A 17222-nucleotide genomic window follows, 5' to 3' on the forward strand; every position below is an offset into this window, starting at 1 on the left:
GCGGTTCGTCGCGGCCGAAGGAATCAGGTGCGAAGAGGCCAGCCATGGACCGATCAAGGCGCAACTTCTGCCTCGGCGCCGGTGCCGCGACCATCGGCGCCGCGACGGTGGCCGCGATGCCCGCCGCCGCAGCCCCCGGCGCTGCGGCGCTGCGCCGGGACGGCGATCCGGCGCACCGTTGGGCGATGGTGGTGGACGTGGGCAAATGCGTGGGCTGCCAAGCCTGCACGGTCGCCTGCATCATGGAGAACGATGTCCCGGAAAGCAGCTTCCGCACCATCGTCTCCACTTATGAAGTGACCGAGCAGGGCAAGGCCGGCAGCTACATGCTGCCGCGCCTGTGCAACCATTGCGAGAACCCGCCCTGCATCCCGGTCTGTCCGACCGGCGCGACCTTCCAGCGCCGGGACGGCATCGTCGTCGTGGACAACACCGTCTGCGTCGGCTGCGCCTATTGCGTCCAGGCCTGCCCCTACGACGCGCGCTTCATCAACCACGAGACCCAGACCGCCGACAAATGCACCTTCTGCGTCCACCGCGTGGAGGCCGGGCTGCTGCCCGCCTGCGTGGAGACCTGCGTCGGCGGCGCCCGCGTCTTCGGTGACCTGAACGATCCGGACAGCGCCGTCGCCGCCTTGGTCCGCGACGAGAACCCCAAGGTGCTGAAGCCGGAGCAGGGGACCCAGCCGCGCGTCTTCTACCTCGGCCTCGATCCCCGCTTCCAGGGCAAGGTCGACGGAACGCCGACGCTCTGGCGGCCCAGCAGCCAGCCCCATGCCGAGAAGGAGCACGCGTGATGGACAACCACATCGTCGAGGTCATCAACGTGACCCGCGAGGTCGCGTGGCTTCCCTGGGCCGTTCAATATTTCTTCCTGATCGGCCTGTCGGTCGGCGGCCTTCTGCTCAGCCTGCCCGGCTACGCCTTCGCTCGACAGGACTGGCGTGCGCTGGGGCGCACCGCGCTGCTGGTGGCGCTGACCTGCGGGCTGGCCGCCCCGGTGGCGCTGCTGTCGGACCTGCATCAGCCGGGCCGCTTCTGGCACTTCTACGTCGTGCTGCGCCCGACCTCCTGGATGTGGTGGGGCTCCGTCTTCATCCCCCTCTACGTCACCGGCCTGCTGGTCTACGGCTGGGCGTGTTTCCGCGAGGAGTTGCAGGCGCATGGCCGGGTGGACAGCCGCTTGGCCACGCTCTACCGGCTGGCGTCGCTGGGCGGCGGGCGCAACGACGCGCTGATCCGCGCCGCCGGCCTCTTCGCCCTGGCCGGCGCGTTCCTCGTCGCCCTCTACACCGGGGCGGAGGTCGCGGTGGTCAAGGCGCGCCCGTTGTGGCACACGCCCTTCCTGCCCGTACAGTTCCTGATGACCGCGCTGGCCGGCGCCGCCGGTCTGGTGCTGGTGCTGAACCGCTTCGCCGCCGGCAACGACCGCGCGGTGGAGGTGCGGGCCAACCGGCTGCTCGCCGGCGTCCTGGGCGGCGTCATGCTGGTCGGCGGGCTGTGGCTGGCGCTCGGCCTGTTCGGGCTGGACGCCACCCACGCGGAGGCGCTGGGCAGCGTCGCCGGGTCTGAGGCGTGGCGAGTCACCGCCGTCTGGGCCGTCGCCGCCACCGCTCTGCCCTTCGTCATCGCCATCGCCAAGCCCGCCGGGACGGGGCTGCTGACCGGGCTGATCGCCCTGCACGGCGCCTGGATGTTCCGCTGGACCGTGTTCATCGGCGGCCAGACGGTGCCGAAGACCGGCGCCGGCTTCTACGACTACGCGCTGCCCGCCGGTCCGGAGGGGCTGCTGGGGATCGTCGGCACGGCGGGACTCTGGCTGTTCCTGCTGATCGCCCTCACCGCCATCCTGCCTTCCCCGCGCCGCCCGGCGCCCGCTCCGGCCCGCGCCCCCCAGGCGCCCGCCGGAACCGTGGCCGCCGCCGAGTGAACGGAGCAACCATCATGTCGATTTCCCGTCGCCTTCTCCTGAAGACCAGCGCCGCGGGCGGCGCGCTCGCCGCCTTCGCGGGTGGCTTCTCCGACACCGGGCGCAAGCTCGTGAAGGGCGCCTGGGCCGGTGACAAGCCCGACCACGCCATCTCCGGCAATGCCCCGGCCCCGGAATTCCGCGTCGATCCGGCGACCGGCTACCTTACCCCGACGTCGGGCCAGATCGTCGCCAACGTCGCCTGCCTCGGCTGCACCACGCTGTGCGGCGTCCGTGTCCGGGTGGATGTGGAGAAGAACACGGTGCTGCGCGTCGCCGGCAACCCCTACAGCCCGCTGTCCACCGATCCCTTCCTGCCCTATGGCACGCCGATCAGGGAGAGCTTCAAGTCGCTGTCGCGGCTCGACGAGAAGGGGCTGAAGGGCCGCTCGACCGCCTGTGGGCGGGGCAACGCGGCGCTGGAGATGCTGACCTCGCCCTTCCGCGTCGCCACGCCGATGAGGCGGGTCGGCCCGCGCGGCTCCGGCCGGTGGGAACCCATCGCCTTCGACCGTCTGGTCGAGGAGATCGCGGAGGGCGGCGACCTGTTCGGCGAAGGCCCGGTGCCCGGCCTGCGGGCCTTGCGCGACCTGAAGACGCCCATCGACCCGGCCGCACCCGAGTTGGGGCCGAAGGTCAATCAGGTGGCCCTGCTGTCGTCGGTCAACGACGGGCGGGAGCCCTTCGTGCGGCGCTTTTTCAACCAGGCGCTGGGGACCATCAACTTCGTCGGCCACGGCTCCTACTGCGGCGGCGCCTACCGCTCCGGTTCGGGGGCGGTGTTCGGCGACGCCAAGAAGATGCCGCACGCCAAGCCGGACCTGCAGAACGCCGAGTTCGTGCTGTTCATCGGCACCGCCCCGTCGAACGCCGGCAACCCGTTCAAGCGGCAGGCCATGCTGCTCGCCAAGGGGCGGACGGACGGCGTCCTGAACTACGTCGTCGTCGATCCGGTGCTGACCAACGCCGACAACCGCGCGGCGGCGGAGCGGTCCAACTGGATTCCCATCCGGCCCGGCACCGACGGCGCCTTGGTCATGGGCATGATGCGCTGGATGTTCGAGAACGGGCGCATCGACGCCAATTACCTGTCCCAGCCCAACGGCAAGGCGGCGGAGGCGGCGGGCGAGGCCGGCTGGTGCAACGCCACCCATCTGGTGATCCAGCAGGCGGGCCACCCGCGCGACGGGCGGATGCTGCGCGCCTCCGACCTCGGCTGGGTGACGCTGGACGAGACGGAGCGCTACGGCGCCAAGGACGCCTTCGTCGTGCTCGACCCCGCCGGCACGCCGGTGGCCCACGACGCGCTGACGGGACCGGCCGCGCTGTTCCATGGCGGGACGGTGACGACCCCGGCGGGCGACGTCGCGGTGAAGACCGGCCTGACCCTGCTGCGCGAGCAGGCGATGCGGCTCGACCTCGCCGGCTACGCCGACGCCTGCGGCATCCCCGCCGACGTCATCGCCGGTCTGGCGCGGGAGTTCACCAGCCACGGCAAGAAGGCCGCCGCCAACACCCACGGCGGCATGATGGCCGGCAACGGCTTCTACAACGCCTTCGGCGTGGTGACGCTGAACACGCTGATCGGCAACCTCAACTGGAAGGGCGGCACCATCTTCGGCGGCGGGCGCTTCCCGGACGAGCAGGACGGCCCGCGCTACAAGCTGGCGAGCTTCCCTGGGCAGGTGAAGCCCTCCGGCACGCCGATCAGCCGCCCCGTCCCCTACGAGAAATCCAGCGAGTTCAAGGCGAAGAAGGAGGCGGGCAAACCCTATCCGGCCAAGGCGCCCTGGTACCCCAACGCCCCGCAGCTCACCACCGAGTATCTGACCAGCGGCGTGGTGGACGGCTACCCGTACCCGCTGAAGGCCCTGTTCCTGTGGAACAGCAACCCGGTCTACGGCATCCCCGGCGTCCGCGCCCAGGTGGAGGCGAAGCTGCGCGACCCCAAGGCGCTGCCGCTGATCGTCGCCATCGACCCCTTCATCAACGAAACCACGGCCTTCGCCGACTACATCATCCCCGACACCGTGCTGTACGAGACCTGGGGCTGGGCGTCCCCCTGGGCGGGTGTGCCGACCAAGACCTCGACGGCGCGCTGGCCGGTGGTGACGCCGCGCACCGAACCGCTGCCGGAGGGCCGGCACGTCCAGATGGAGACCTTCCTGATCGCCCTCGCGAAGCGGCTGGGCCTGCCCGGCTTCGGCCCCGACGCCATTGCCGACATGGAGGGCAACACCCACCCGCTGGAGCGGCCCGAGGACTGGTACCTGCGCGGCGGCGCCAACATCGCGTGGCTGGGCAAGCAGCCGGTGCCCGACGCCTCGGACGAGGACATCGCCCTGTCCGGCGTCGCCCGCGTCTTGCCGGCGCTCCAGGCGGTGCTGAAGGAGGAGGAGTGGCGCAAGGTCGCCTTCATCCTTGCGCGCGGCGGGCGCTACCAGAACCAGGCGGAGGGGTTCGAGGGCGACAAGGCCACACACCGCTTCAAGAACGGATTGCTGGTCTACAACGAGGCGGTCGGCGCGGCGAAGAGCAGCGTCACCGGCAAGCGCTGGACCGGCACCGCCGCCTGGACGCCCCCGGCCTTCGCCGACGGCACGCCGATGCGGCAGGTCCACACGGTGGAGGACTGGCCCTTCCAGCTCATCAGCTCGAAATCGGTGCTGGTCAGCGCCTACACCATCGCGGCCAGCCGCCTGCGCCACCTGCACCCGGAGAACCCGGTCGGCATCAACGCGGAGGACGCGCGGCGACTGGGCATCGCCACCGGCGACCGCATCCGCATCGCCACACCGGGCGGGGCGGAGCTGGCGACCGCCATCGTCCGGCACGGCGTGATGCCCGGCGTTCTGGCCGTCGAGCACGGCTTCGGCCACAAGGAGTTCGGCGCGCGGGCGCACGTCATCGGCGGCCACAGCCAGCCGGTGGTGCCGGAGATCGGGGCGGGGGTGAACATCAACGACCTCGGCCTGCACGACCCGACCCGTCCGGGCGCCTCAGTCTGGGTCGATCCCATCGCCGGAACGGCGGTGCGCCAGGGCCTTCCCGCCAAGCTGGAGCGGGTGGCCGCGGCGGCGTGAGCCATCGGGGGCTGCGGCCCCCCGATGCTTCAGCCCGTCACGCGTCGAGTTCCGGCATCCGCCAGTTCCCGCCGAGATCGGCGTTGCGCAGCAGCAGGAACAGCTCGTCCTGCGAGCGGGTGACGGCGGTGTAGAGCCAGCGCCACCTGTGCTCGCGGAAGGCGGCGGAATCGTCGAGCACGGTGACCGACGGGAACTCCGATCCCTGGGCGGAATGGCAGGTGATCATCCAGGCCCAATCGAACTGCTGCACGTCGCGCTCCACCCGCGGCGCCTTGGTCTCGCCGCTGTAGTGGGCCTGGAACATCCAGGGATGGACCATCAGCTTGCTGCGGGGCTTCACTTCGTCCTCCATATGGACGCCGAGCGACCACAGCCCGTCCTGGCGCCCCCGCCCCTCCGCCGCCGGGCGGGTCAGCGTGCCGATCATGCCGTTGAACAACCCCTCCTCGCGGTCGTTGCGGCGGCAGATCACCCGCTCGCCGGCCTGGGGCATCACCGTGTCGAAGCCGTGGCGGGTGCGGATGCGGCGGGTGAAGTCGGTGCGCACGCGGTGGGTGCCGCAGATGGTCTGGGTGTCCACCCGCAGGGCCAGCGGCTCGGTCACCCGGTTCAGCGGCAGGACATGGGCGTTCCCGGCGGTGCCGAAGCGGCGCGGCAGCTCCTGCCGGCGCAGCAGATGGGCGAGCCGGATCACCGGGCTCTCCCGCGCCGTTCGGTGCGGCTCGACCAGCCGGAAATCCGGCTCGCCCTTGGTCAGCGTGCCCTGGCCAGTCACCGGGGGAAGCTGGTAGTCGTCGGCGATCATCAGGATCTTCTTGCCGGAGCGCAGCAGGTCGCCCGCCACATCGTCCCCGACCATCGAGCCCTCGTCGCAGACGATCAGGTCGGCCTCGGCGAACTTGCCCTCCGACCGGCGGGCGAAGAACAGTTCGCCGGTATCGTCGTCCTGCCGCGGCGCGTAGATCAGCGAATGCAGCGTCGCCGCCCGGTCGATGCCCTTGCGGCGCAGCACCTGCGCCGCCTTGCCGGTGGGCGCGCCGACCACGAAATTCTCCAGGTTGCGGCGGTCCTGGAGGTGGTCCAGCGCGAAGACGGTGGTCTTGGTCTTGCCGGTCCCGGCCTCGCCGGCCAGCCAGAACATCTGGGGGGCCGCAGGGTCGGCGTACCAGGCGTCGATGGCCTGGATCGCCCGGAACTGCTCGTCGGTCGGGGTGTCGGTGGTGCTGGGCATGGAGCGCGGGGGAGGGGGGCTGCTGGGCGGGACACAGTAGCCTGCCCGGCGGCCCGCGGCCAAGCCTTACGGCTCCGAACGAAAAGGCCCGCTGATGAGGCGCCGCAGGCCGGCGAACAGGGTCAGCCCGCCTGACACCACCCCGACATAGACGAACAGCGCGTCGTGCCCAAACCACTCCATGGCCGCCGTCGCCAGCAGCGGTCCGAGGGCCGCCCCCAATGCCCAGGCGAGCAGCAGCGCGCTGGCCAGCGGCACCGTCTCCTCCGCCGTCACATGGTCGTTGGCGTGGGCCACGCAGATCGCGTAGAGCGACAGGGCGGCGCTGCCCCACAGGGTGAACAGCCCCAACAGCACGGTCTGCGGCGCCGCGCCGCCCGGCGGGTTGGCGAAGGCGGCGATCAGGAAGGCGGCGACCATCGCCACCGCGGACACCGCGAAGATCACCAGCCGCCGATCGTGGCGGTCCGACAGCCGGCCGATCGGCCATTGCAGCACCACGCTGCCGACCTGGATGCCCGACATGATCAGCGCGACCCCGGCGGCGGGCAGGGCCAGCCCGGCGAGCCAGGCCGGGCCGATGCCGGTGACCGCGGTGTTGCACAGGCCCACCATCAGACAGCCGGCGAAGGCCACCGGCGCCCGCCGCACATACTGCCAGGGCGAGGGCGCCGGCCCCTTCGGCGCGGCGCTGGCCGGCGGGCGGATCACCGCCACCGGCACCAGCGACAGGCCGTAGCAGCCCGCCGCCAGCACGGTCAGCCAGAGCGCCGAGAGGTCCGGGCTGGCGAGCAGCATCTGGCCGCCGATCACCGCCACCTTGCAGGCGATCATGTAGAGGGAGAAGACGCTGCCCCGCGATCCCGGCGGCGACAGGGTGGCCAGCCCGCTTTCCGCGACAGTGAGCATCCCGACATAGGACACCCCCATCAGCAGCCGCAGCCCCACCCAGGCCTGGGCGTCGGGCAGCAGGTTCAGCAGCAGCGTGGCGGCGGCGGCGAGCAGGCCGAAGGCGGCGAAGGACCACACCCCGCCCACCCGGCGGATCATCCAGGGCGCCGCCCAGCAGCCCAGCACGAAGCCGACCGAATAGGCCGATGCCACCGCCCCGACCACCAGCGGCGGTGCCGCCGCCTCGGCGAGGCGGAGCGGCAGCAGGATTTGCAGGATGCCGTTGGCGACCTGGATGACGCAGACGCCGAGGATCAGCGCGGCCAGCACCATGAGCGGCGAGGCGGGCGCCCGTTGGGTGTGGGGCAAGATGGACGGGGCGTCAGTGGTTGCCGGGCAGGGTGTCCAGCGGGTCGTCGGCCGCCGGCTGCGGACGGGCGCCGGCCAGATGGCCGTCCACCAGCGCGCGCAGGAAGCCGCGGGTGCGCTCCTGGGTCGGGTTGGTGAAGATCTGCTCCGGCGAGCCGGATTCGACGATGCGCCCGTCGGCCATGACCACCACGGTGTCGGCGACCTCGCGGGCGAAGCCCATCTCGTGGGTCACCACCATCATGGTCATGCCTTCCTCGGCCAGCGTCTTCATGACCTGGAGCACCTCGCCGACCAGCTCGGGGTCGAGGGCGGAGGTCGGCTCGTCGAACAGCATCACCTTCGGCTTCATGGCGAGCGCGCGGGCGATGGCGGCGCGCTGCTTCTGCCCGCCCGACAAGGTGGACGGATAGACGTCGGCCTTGTCGTCCAGCCCCACCTTGCGCAGCAGCCCCATGGCCAGCTCCCGCGCCTCGGCCTTCGCCATGCCGCGCACCACGACGGGGGCGCGCATGACGTTTTCCACCGTGGTCATGTGCGGGAACAGGTTGAAGGACTGGAAGACCATGCCGGTCTCGGCGCGCAGCGCGTTCAGCTCCTTGTCAGGCAGCGGCTTGCCGTCGGCGATGATGGTGCGGTGGTTGATGCGGATCTCGCCGCGGTCGGCGGTCTCCAGGCAGTTGCAGCAGCGCAGCAGCGTGCTCTTGCCCGAGCCGGACGGGCCGATGACCACGGTGGTGCGCGACGGCTGGACGGTCAGGCTGACGTCCTTCAGCACCTCGGTGCTGCCGAAGCTCTTGTAGACGTTGCGGATCTCGATCACCGGCTTACCCTCTTTCCACGGTCATGCGCTTTTCGATCTGGCGCAGGATCCAGGTGGCCGCGTTGGTCAGCACGAAATAGATCAGCGCCACCGCGATGTAGACCTCCAGCGCGCGGAAGCTGGTGGAGATGATGCGCTGCCCCTCGCGCATCACGTCGTCGATGGTCAGCAGCGACACCAGCGCCGAGTTCTTGATCAGCGCGATGGTCTCGTTGCCCAGCGGCGGCAGCATGCGGCGGAAGGCCTGCGGCAGCACCACCTCCCACATCGCCTCGCGGTAGGACATGCCGAGCGAGCGGGCGGCCTCCATCTGGCCGCGGTCGATCGACTGGATGGCGCCGCGCACCACCTCCGACACGTAGGAGCCGCTGTAGATGCCGAGCCCGATCACGCCGCACAGCCACGCCGGCAGCAGGATGCCGAACTGTGGCAGGCCGAAGAACAGCAGGAACAGCTGCACCAGCAGCGGCGTGCCGCGGATGAAGGCGACATAGGCCGACGCGATGCCGTACAGCACGCGCCGCGCCGGGTTGAGGCGGATGATGCCGACGAGCAGGCCAAGCACGGCGCTGAGCAGGAAGGCCGCCGCGGTCACCTCGATGGTGACCACGGTGCCCTTCAGCAGCTCCGGCAACCCTCCCCAGACGGGGGCGAAGTCGAGCGTCACGGGAGGGGTCCTCCGTTCACGAAAAAACGATCACTTCTTGGCTTCGAACCACTTGTCGACGAGCTTCTGGTAGGTGCCGTCGGCCTTCAGCTTGGCGATGGCGGCGTTCACCTTGGTCACCAGCTCGGTGTTGTCCTTGCGCATGGCGAAGCCGTAATCCTCGGTGGTGAGCTGGTCGTCCAGCACCTTCACGGTCGGGTGCGTCTGGGCGTAGAGCTTGGCGGCGGGCTTGCCGGTCACCGCGACGTCGGTGCGGCCGGTCTCGACCTGCCCGAACATCTCGGCGTTGGTCTCGACCTCGACGATCTTGGTCTTCGGGAAATGCTCCTTCAGATGGACGACCGACTTGGTGCCGATCTGCACGGCGGCGGTCTTGCCTTCGAGGTCGGCCGGGCCCTTCACGGCGGCGTTGTTCGCCTTGACCATGATGACGAGGCCGCCCGGATAGTAGGTGTCGGAGAAGGCGACGACCTTGCGGCGCTCCTCCGTGATGTACATGGCCGAGGCGATCATGTCGAAGCGGTTGGCCATCAGGCCGGGAATCAGGCCCTTGAAGTCGATGTCCACCCACTCGACGCCCTTGGTGGCGCCCAGCTCCTTGGCGATGGCCTCGACCAGCTCGATGTCGAAGCCGGTCTTCTTGCCGTCCTGCGAGAATTCGAAGGGCGCGAAGGTGGCGTCCACGCCGACGCGGAAGGTGCCGTTCTGCTTGATCGAGGCGATCACCGCGTCCTCGGCGCGCGCCGGGACGGACCCGGCCCCGACCATGGTGACGACCGCGGCGGCGGCGAAGGAGGCGGCGGCGAGAAACTTACCGAAGGACTTCATGGCTTGGAATTTCCCTGTTCATTGCGCCCGCGTCGCCGGGTCCGAAGGCCGGGGAAAGCCCCCTTGCGCAGCGACCGGCTTGGCAGCGCCGTGTTTTGCCTATAAAATATATGTTGCCCAGGGAAAACAGCTGCGTCAACGCCGTTTGTCATACTGGAGCATGACGGACGCCTTATGGCAACGCCGGTGTTGCGGCAGCGTACCGCGACCCCCGCGAGGGCCGTGGGCGCCACAACAGGGATGCAAGAAGTTTTGCTGACAAAACAGATGTCGCAGGGGAGAGAGGGTATGGAGGTCTTCGGGTTTCGCGCCGCGCGCCGTCCGGTGCTGGTCAGCCTGCCCCATGTCGGCACGGCGCTGCCGGACGGATTCGTCGGCCGGCTGGTGCCGGAGGCGCAGGGCCTGCCCGACACCGACTGGAACCTGCCGCGGCTCTACGATTTCCTGGAGGATCTCGGAGTCGGGGTGATCCAGGCGCGTTTCTCGCGCTACGTCGTCGACCTCAACCGCCCCAGCAACGACACGCCGCTCTACAGCGGCGCCACCACGGGCCTGTGCCCGACCACCCTGTTCGACGGGGCGCCGCTGTACCAGCCAGGCGCCGAACCGGACGCGGCGGAGGTGGCCGAGCGGGTCGCCCGCTACTGGGTGCCCTACCACGACGCCATCACCGCGGAGATGACCCGGCTGCGCGACCGGTTCGGGCGGGCGGTGCTGTTCGACGCCCACTCCATCCGCTCCGTCGTGCCGCGGCTGTTCGAGGGTCGGCTGCCCGACCTGAACATCGGCACCAACGACGGGCGCAGCGCCAATCCCGCGCTGAGCGACCGGCTGGTCGCGGTCGGCACGGATGCCGGGGCCGACGGCTTCACCCATGTCCTCAACGGGCGCTTCAAGGGCGGCCACATCACCCGCCATTTCGGGCGCCCGGCCGAGGGCTGGCACGCCGTGCAACTCGAGATGGCCCAGGTGACCTACATGGAGGAGGAGGCGCCCTTCGCCTTCGACGAGAGGCGCGCCGCGCGGATTCGTCCTCATCTGCGGCGGTTCGTCGGGGCCATGGCGGATTGGGCGGAGGAGCGGGCGTGATGGAGGCGGCAATGGACGCCGTGATGGGGGACGGCATGAACGGACTGTTCTGCGAGCGGGCGCTGCTGCCCGACGGTTGGGCCTCGAACGTGGCGCTGCGCTTCGACGCGCGGGGCACGCTGACGGCGGTGGAACGGGACGCGTCCGCCGAAGGCCTGCCCCAGGCCGCCGGGCCGGTGATTCCCGGCATGCCCAACCTGCACAGCCACGCCTTCCAGCGCGCCATGGCCGGTCTGACCGAGCACGCCGGCCCGTCGGAGGACAGCTTCTGGACGTGGCGCGAGGCCATGTACGGCTTCGTCCGCCGTATGACGCCCGAGGCGGCGGAGGCCGTCGCGGCGCTGCTCTACATGGAGATGGCGAAGCAGGGCTACACGGCGGTGGCGGAGTTCCACTACCTGCATCACGACGCCGACGGGCGCCCCTACGCCGACCGGGCGGAGATGTCGCGCCGCATCCTGGCCGCCGCGGATACGGCGGGGATCGGCCTGACCCACCTGCCGGTGCTCTACGCCCACAGCGGCTTCGGCGGCAAGCCGCCGTCCGACGGCCAGAAACGCTTCATCAACGACGTGGACGGGCTGCTGTCCATCGTCTCCGCCATGCAGAAGGCGATGGGCGCGGAGCGGGCGGGCCGCCGCGCCGGCCTCGCCCTGCATTCGCTGCGCGCGGTGACGCCGGAGGAGATGCGCGATGCGCTGGCCGGCCTCGACTCGCTCGATTCCGGCGCGCCGATCCACATCCACATCGCCGAGCAGACGGCGGAGGTGGACGATTGCGTCGCCTGGAGCGGCAAGCGCCCGGTGGAATGGCTTCTGGAGAACGCTCCGGTCGGGCCGCGCTGGTGCCTCGTCCACGCGACCCATTTGACCCCGGCGGAGGTCGACGGGCTGGCGGCGAGCGGGGCGGTGGCCGGTCTCTGCCCGACGACCGAGGCCAATCTGGGTGATGGGCTGTTCCCGGCCATCCCCTTCCTGGCGCGGGATGGGCGGTTCGGCATCGGGTCGGACAGCCACATCAGCGTCTCGGCGGCGGAGGAGTTGCGCGTCCTGGAATACGGCCAGCGGCTGGTGCAGCGGCGGCGCAACGTGCTGCGCATCGGGGATTGCCCGTCCATCGGCGGCGGCCTCTACCGGGCGGCGGTGGCCGGCGGCGCGCAGGCGCTGGGCCAGCCGGTAACGGGCGGCGGCATCCGGGGCGGTATTCAGGTGGGCCAGCCCGCCGACCTCGTCGTGCTTGACGCCGACAACCCGAAACTGCTTTCTCGGACCGACGACAGCCTTCTGGACGCCTATGTCTTCGCCAGCGACGGGCACGCCGTGCGCGACGTGGTCGCGGCGGGGCGGACCGTGGTGCGCGAGGGCCGCCACGTCCGGGAGGACGCCATCCTGGCCGCCTACCGGCGGGCCATCGAGGGGTTGCGCCGGGACACATGAGCGAGACCGATCCGAACACCTACATCGCCCCGGCGCTGCAGCGCGGGCTGGCCATCCTGGAGCTGTTCACCCCGCAGCGCCGGACGCTGTCCCTGACCGACATCGCCAAGGCGCTGGGGATCGGACGGGCATCGGCCTACCGGCTGGTCTTCACGCTGGAGCATCTCGGCTACATCGGGCGGGCGGGGGACGGCAAGTCCTACCGCCTGGCGCCGCGGTCGATGCAGCTCGGCTACCATTACCTGTCGGGGCTGGACGGGATCGAGGTGGCGATCCCCTACATCGACGGGCTGCGCGACAGCACCCAGATCTCCGCCCACATGGCGGTGCGCGACGGGACGGAGGTGGTCTACGTCTACCGCGCGCACTCGCACATGACGCTGTCCAGCAACATCGCGGTCGGCTACCGCCTGCCGGCCCACGCCACCGCGATGGGGCGGATGCTGCTGAGCGGCCTCACCGACGAGGCCGTCGCGCAGCTCTACACCGGCGTGCGGCTGGACCGCTACAGCGACACCACGGCGGTCACGCTGACCTCGCTGATCCAGGAGGTGGCGGAGGACCGCAAGCGCGGCTGGACGATGAACCGCTCCTCCTTCGTGTCGGGGATCGTCGCCATTGCGGCGGCCATCCGCGACCACCGGGGTGAGGTCATCGCGGCCATCAACCTCTCCGGCCCCAGCGCCGTGATGGACCAGCCCGCCACGCTCGACCATTTGCGGACCAAGGTGGTGGAGACGGCCGACGCGATCTCGCACCAGCTCGGCTATCTGCCGCGCGGCTGAAATGGGGAGGGGCGGTCGCGCTTGGCCGCCATCCCCTCTCCCGCCCCGGGAGAGGGTGCCCGCGAGAGCGGGCGGGTGAGGGTCGTCCGAGGCAAGCACCTGCCCGTTGCCGCCACCCTCACCCTTCCCACGCTCCGCGTGGGCCCCTTCCCTCTCCCGGGACGGGAGAGGGGATGCCTTTCCCCGCGGCGTGGAACGCGGCATGCTGGCCGAGCCCTGAGAAACGGACGGGAGAGGCCCCATGTGCGCGCATCGCAACGCCCTGTGGATCGCCCTTGTGGCGGCGGTTGCATGGGGAGGCACCGCCCTCGCCGCAGAATCCGCCGGCCCCTCCTTCTCCTGCGCCAAGGTGGACACGGGCAGCATCGAGCAGATGGTCTGCACCGACGCCGCTCTGTCGGCGCTCGACCGCAAGCTGGCCGAGGTCTATGGCGAAGCCACCGGCAAGGCGGCGAACGAGCATCCCCCGGCACTGAAGGCGGAGCAGCGCGGCTGGATCAAAGGCCGGGACGACTGCTGGAAGGCCGACGACCGCCGCGCCTGCGTGGAGGAGCAATACCGCCTGCGCATTGCCGAGCTTCAGGCCAAGTACCGGCTGGTGCGCGCCATCGGCCCGGTCCGCTTCGCCTGTGACGGACAGGCGGCCAACGAGCTGACCGCCACCTTCTTCGAAACCGACCCGCCGACGATGATCGCCGAGCGCGGCGACGCCGTGTCGCTGATGGTCGGACAGCCGGCGGCGTCCGGCGCCCGCTACCAGGGCCGCAACGAAAGCTTCTGGGAGCATCAGGGCGAAGCGCGGGTGACCTGGGGCTACGGCGCTCCGGAGATGACCTGCCGGAAGGCGCCGTAACCCCTCATGCGGGGTCCTTTACCCGCGCGCCGCGACGCGGGCGAGGACGGCGCAGGCCCCCGGCCCGGTCTCCAGCGTGGCGGCGGTGCCATCCAGACGGGCCGTCCAGCCCGGCGACACCCGCGCCACGCTGTCGCCGGTGCGCAGGATCACCTCGCCGTCCAGCGCATGGACCAGCGCCATGCCACCGGCCGGGATGTCCGCCGCCTTGTCGGCCGGCAGGATGTCGAGCCGGGCGTCGGCCCGCTCGCGGTCGAAGATCAGGTTGAAGTCGCGGATCGGCCCGTCCAGCAGGGCGCAATCCACCACGGCATCGCCGGAGAAGCGGAAGGGGGCGGCGCGGTTGGTCACGGTCGCCGGGACGCCGTCCACGGTCAGCCGCATGCCGGCCCCCTCGACCACGGCGATCAGCCGCTCGTAGCCGGTGAAGGCCGAAAAGGGGCCGGCCTCCGCCACGTCGGCGATGCTGACCCGCCACAGGAAGCGGCCGGGGGCGCCGGGCAGCTCCTGGAGGGCGATTTCAGTGGTCGTTCCGCCGCCGTTCTTCCAGGGCATGCGGCGGTAACGGGCGGGGTCGAGAAGAGAAACAGCCATAAGAATCCTCGCGGGACGGGGGAGGGCGTCCGGCCCAGCCCCCCGTCCCTTGTCCTCGTGATCGTGTGTGCGTCGCCGATGGGCGGTGCGTCAGGCGTCCCCGAGCGACTGGGTCAGGCCCCGGTGCTTGAGAAGCGCCTCGATGCGCGGCTCGCGTCCGCGGAAGGCGGTGTACAGCTCCATCGGGTCGCGGGTGTCGCCCGACGAATAGATCGTCTTCAGCTTCGCCGCAAGGTCCGGATCGAAGGGGTTGCCCGCCTCCAGGAACGCCTCGAACCCGTCGGCGTCGAGCACCTCGGCCCACAGATAGGCGTAGTAGCCCGCGGCGTAGCCGCTGCCGGCGAACAGATGCTGGAAATGGGTCGGGCGGTGGCGCACGGCGATTTCCGCCGGCATGCCGATCTTGTCCAGCACCGACCGCTCGAAGGCGGCCACGTCCGTGTCGGCGGCGTCGCTCCGGGTGTGGAACTCCAGATCGAGCAGCGCCGCGGCAGTGTATTCCACGGTGCCGAAACCCTGGTTGAAGTTGCGGGCGGCGAGCAGGCGGCGCAGCAGGTCCTGCGGGATCGGCTCCCCGGTCCGGTGATGGCGGGCGTAGGTGGACAGCGTTTCCGGAACCGACAGCCAGTGCTCGTAGATCTGCGACGGCAACTCCACGAAGTCGCGGCGGACCGAGGTGCCGGACTGGCTGGGGTAGCGGACGTCGCTGAGGCAGCCGTGCAGGAAATGGCCGAACTCGTGGAACAGCGTCTCGGCGTCGTCGAAGCTGAGCAGCGTCGGCTCACCCTTCGAGAAATTGTTGTTGTTGACGATGATCGGCGACACCGCCCCGTCGAAACTCTCCTGGTCGCGGTAGCTGCTCATCCAGGCGCCGGACCGCTTGGACGACCGGGCGAAGTTGTCGTGCAGGAAGATGCCGACATGCCGTCCGTCCTTTTCCGTCACCTCGTAGACACGGACGTCGGGGTGGTAGACCGGCAGGTCGGGGCGCTCGGTGAAGGTCAGCCCAAACAGCCGCCCGGCGGTGTCGAAGGCCGCGCGGACCATGTTCTCCAGCACGAAGTAGGGCTTCACCTCCGCTTCGTCGATGTCGTACTTGGCCTGCCGCACCTTCTCCGCGTAATAGCGCCAGTCCCAGGGGGCGATGGGCTCGTTCATGCCCTCCGCCCGCGCGCAGTCCTGAAGCTCCGCGCGCTCGGCGGCGGCCTTCTCCTTGGCCGGTCCCCAGACCTGCAGCAGCAGCCGTTCGACGGCGGAGGTGTCCTTCGCCATGCTGTCGTCCAGCTTGAAGTCGGCGTAGCTGGCGTAGCCCAGCAGCTTCGCCTGCTCGGTGCGCAGCGCGACGATCTCCCGGATCAGCGGGCGGTTGTCGTGCTCGCCCTCATGCTCGCCGCGGCGAATCCAGGCTTCGTAGGCCACCTGACGCAGGTCGCGGCGGGCCGAGAAGGTCAGGAACGGCTCGACCGAGGAGCGGGCCAGCGTGATGACGTATTTACCCTCCTGCCCGCGCTCCTTGGCGGCCTGGGCGGCGGCGTTGCGCGCGAAGTCCGGCAGGCCGGCGAGGTCGCTCTCCTCCAGCACGAGCTGCCAGTCCTTCTCGTCGTGCAGCACGTTCTGGCCAAACAGCGTGTGCAGGGTCGCCAGCCGCTCGGTGATCGCGGTCATCCGCGCCTTGGCGTCCGGCGGCAGCAGCGCGCCGCTGCGCACGAAACCGAGATGCTGGCGCTCCAGCAGGCGCAGCTGGTCGGGGGCGAGGTCCAGCGTATTGCGCCGCTCGTAGAGGTCGGCGACGCGGGCGAACAGCGCCGGGTCCAGCGCGATGCGCATGGAGTGCTGGGCGAATTTCGGCGCGTAGTCGCGGGCGATGGTCTCCAGCGCGTCGGTGGTGTTGCTGGAGTTCAGGTTCCAGAACACGCCGCCGACCCGGTTCAGGAAGCGCCCGCCACGCTCCATCGCCTCGATGGTGTTGGCGAAGGTGGGGGTGTCGGGGTTTCCAGTGATCGCCGCGATCTCCGCGATGCTCTCCGCCATGCCATGGTCGAAGGCGGGCGGAAAATGCTCGGCCTGGATGCGGTCGAAGGGCGGCAGGCCGAAGGGCGTGGTCCAGGTTTCGAAGAACGGGTTGCTCATCAAGGCCCCTTGCTGACCGGAAACGGAAGACATGCCGAACATGGTGCCGCAACCGGCCCTCCGCCACAACACGCCGGTCGCCGCAGGGCGCTTTTGAAAATCCCTCTCCCGCCCCGGGAGAGGGAAGGGTGAGGGTGCCGCCAACGATCGGCGCTTGATCCTCGGACGCCCCTCACCCGCCCGCTTGCGCGGGCACCCTCTCCCGGGGCGGGAGAGGGAAAAAGCCAAAAATTAGGACAATAAGCCTTCAATCTCACGGTTGGACGACATTGATCCGGTGCCATATCCAACCAAGACATAAAAAGGCTTCAAATCTCTCCTAAAGTTTGTTAGCCTCTTGTCAGTGGCGGCCAGGAATTGCTCTCTTGAACGCGCTTCAGGAGCGCCATTCCGTGTGCGCACTTCCCTACAACCCCAGTCTGTTTCAGAGGTGACATCGGTATGCACGCATAGATAAATCTGTTTTCTTGT

At 70.0% G+C, this 17222-nt stretch carries 14 protein-coding genes; 7 read left to right on the forward strand and 7 right to left on the reverse strand.

What is annotated here, in order from left to right:
- Positions 1-44: 44 nt before the first annotated feature.
- The 3 genes from dsrO to DS837_RS06375 are packed head-to-tail and all read left to right on the forward strand — an operon-like array spanning position 45 to position 5052.
- Complete coding sequence (gene dsrO, locus DS837_RS06365; protein ID WP_149163949.1) at positions 45-797, forward strand: sulfate reduction electron transfer complex DsrMKJOP subunit DsrO; 753 nt, start codon at positions 45-47, stop codon at positions 795-797.
- A complete protein-coding gene (gene nrfD, locus DS837_RS06370) occupies positions 797-1930 on the forward strand; it encodes an NrfD/PsrC family molybdoenzyme membrane anchor subunit (RefSeq protein WP_149163950.1) in 1134 nt (377 codons plus the stop codon). Before dsrO ends, nrfD begins: the two co-directional genes overlap by 1 nt.
- A 14-nt stretch (positions 1931-1944) precedes the next feature.
- Entirely contained in the window at positions 1945-5052 is a 3108-nt protein-coding gene (locus DS837_RS06375; protein ID WP_149163951.1) for a molybdopterin dinucleotide binding domain-containing protein, read from the forward strand.
- Between the two features lie 37 nt (positions 5053-5089).
- Here the strand turns inward: DS837_RS06375 and DS837_RS06380 are convergent, their stop codons facing one another.
- The 5 genes from DS837_RS06380 to DS837_RS06400 all read right to left on the reverse strand — a co-directional run bounded on the left by DS837_RS06380 (position 5090) and on the right by DS837_RS06400 (position 9864).
- The gene (locus tag DS837_RS06380) at positions 5090-6286 is read right to left on the reverse strand and encodes an ATP-dependent DNA helicase (RefSeq protein ID WP_149163952.1); all 1197 of its coding nucleotides are present in this window, start codon (positions 6284-6286) and stop codon (positions 5090-5092) included.
- Positions 6287-6352: 66 nt separating this feature from the next.
- Positions 6353-7546, reverse strand: coding sequence for an MFS transporter (locus DS837_RS06385; protein ID WP_149163953.1), 1194 nt, complete (start codon positions 7544-7546; stop codon positions 6353-6355).
- Between the two features lie 13 nt (positions 7547-7559).
- Positions 7560-8369 (reverse strand): amino acid ABC transporter ATP-binding protein, encoded by an 810-nt coding sequence (locus DS837_RS06390; protein ID WP_149163954.1) that lies wholly within the window; start codon positions 8367-8369, stop codon positions 7560-7562.
- A gap of 4 nt (positions 8370-8373) precedes the next feature.
- Positions 8374-9036 (reverse strand): amino acid ABC transporter permease, encoded by a 663-nt coding sequence (locus DS837_RS06395; protein WP_035679436.1) that lies wholly within the window; start codon positions 9034-9036, stop codon positions 8374-8376.
- Positions 9037-9066: 30 nt separating this feature from the next.
- On the reverse strand, positions 9067-9864 hold the full coding sequence (locus DS837_RS06400) for a transporter substrate-binding domain-containing protein (RefSeq protein ID WP_149163955.1): 798 nt from the start codon (positions 9862-9864) through the stop codon (positions 9067-9069).
- Positions 9865-10152: 288 nt separating this feature from the next.
- On the opposite strand from DS837_RS06400, the gene hutG reads away from it, so the two are divergent.
- From hutG to DS837_RS06425, 4 genes are all read left to right on the forward strand, one after another.
- Positions 10153-10953, forward strand: coding sequence for an N-formylglutamate deformylase (hutG, locus tag DS837_RS06410; RefSeq protein ID WP_149163957.1), 801 nt, complete (start codon positions 10153-10155; stop codon positions 10951-10953).
- Positions 10953-12389 (forward strand): formimidoylglutamate deiminase, encoded by a 1437-nt coding sequence (locus tag DS837_RS06415; RefSeq protein ID WP_282187559.1) that lies wholly within the window; start codon positions 10953-10955, stop codon positions 12387-12389. Before hutG ends, DS837_RS06415 begins: the two co-directional genes overlap by 1 nt.
- Positions 12386-13174, forward strand: coding sequence for an IclR family transcriptional regulator (locus DS837_RS06420; RefSeq protein WP_149163959.1), 789 nt, complete (start codon positions 12386-12388; stop codon positions 13172-13174). The genes DS837_RS06415 and DS837_RS06420 overlap by 4 nt, the downstream gene beginning before the upstream one ends.
- Positions 13175-13415: 241 nt before the next feature.
- Positions 13416-14027 (forward strand): MliC family protein, encoded by a 612-nt coding sequence (locus DS837_RS06425; protein WP_149163960.1) that lies wholly within the window; start codon positions 13416-13418, stop codon positions 14025-14027.
- Positions 14028-14045: 18 nt separating this feature from the next.
- On the opposite strand, the gene DS837_RS06430 is transcribed toward DS837_RS06425, so the two are convergent.
- Together DS837_RS06430 and DS837_RS06435 are read right to left on the reverse strand one after the other, a co-directional pair.
- A complete protein-coding gene (locus tag DS837_RS06430) occupies positions 14046-14621 on the reverse strand; it encodes a HutD/Ves family protein (RefSeq protein WP_211102112.1) in 576 nt (191 codons plus the stop codon).
- 90 nt (positions 14622-14711) lie between these two features.
- On the reverse strand, positions 14712-16751 hold the full coding sequence (locus tag DS837_RS06435) for a M3 family metallopeptidase (RefSeq protein WP_149163961.1): 2040 nt from the start codon (positions 16749-16751) through the stop codon (positions 14712-14714).
- Positions 16752-17222: the final 471 nt, after the last annotated feature.

The sequence above is a fragment of the Azospirillum brasilense genome, from assembly GCF_008365405.1.
Classification (GTDB): Bacteria; Pseudomonadota; Alphaproteobacteria; order Azospirillales; family Azospirillaceae; genus Azospirillum; species Azospirillum brasilense_D.

What these genes read in the sequence shown, in the direction of transcription:
- DS837_RS06420 (WP_149163959.1), top strand. Translation starts at nt 12,386, where the DNA reads ATGAGCGAGACCGATCCGAACACCTACATCGCCCCGGCGCTGCAGCGC.
- nrfD (WP_149163950.1), top strand. Translation starts at nt 797, where the DNA reads ATGGACAACCACATCGTCGAGGTCATCAACGTGACCCGCGAGGTCGCG.
- DS837_RS06375 (WP_149163951.1), top strand. Translation starts at nt 1,945, where the DNA reads ATGTCGATTTCCCGTCGCCTTCTCCTGAAGACCAGCGCCGCGGGCGGC.
- DS837_RS06425 (WP_149163960.1), top strand. Translation starts at nt 13,416, where the DNA reads ATGTGCGCGCATCGCAACGCCCTGTGGATCGCCCTTGTGGCGGCGGTT.
- dsrO (WP_149163949.1), top strand. Translation starts at nt 45, where the DNA reads ATGGACCGATCAAGGCGCAACTTCTGCCTCGGCGCCGGTGCCGCGACC.
- DS837_RS06430 (WP_211102112.1), bottom strand. Translation starts at nt 14,621, where the DNA reads ATGGCTGTTTCTCTTCTCGACCCCGCCCGTTACCGCCGCATGCCCTGG.
- DS837_RS06415 (WP_282187559.1), top strand. Translation starts at nt 10,953, where the DNA reads ATGGAGGCGGCAATGGACGCCGTGATGGGGGACGGCATGAACGGACTG.
- hutG (WP_149163957.1), top strand. Translation starts at nt 10,153, where the DNA reads ATGGAGGTCTTCGGGTTTCGCGCCGCGCGCCGTCCGGTGCTGGTCAGC.
- DS837_RS06400 (WP_149163955.1), bottom strand. Translation starts at nt 9,864, where the DNA reads ATGAAGTCCTTCGGTAAGTTTCTCGCCGCCGCCTCCTTCGCCGCCGCC.
- DS837_RS06380 (WP_149163952.1), bottom strand. Translation starts at nt 6,286, where the DNA reads ATGCCCAGCACCACCGACACCCCGACCGACGAGCAGTTCCGGGCGATC.
- DS837_RS06435 (WP_149163961.1), bottom strand. Translation starts at nt 16,751, where the DNA reads ATGAGCAACCCGTTCTTCGAAACCTGGACCACGCCCTTCGGCCTGCCG.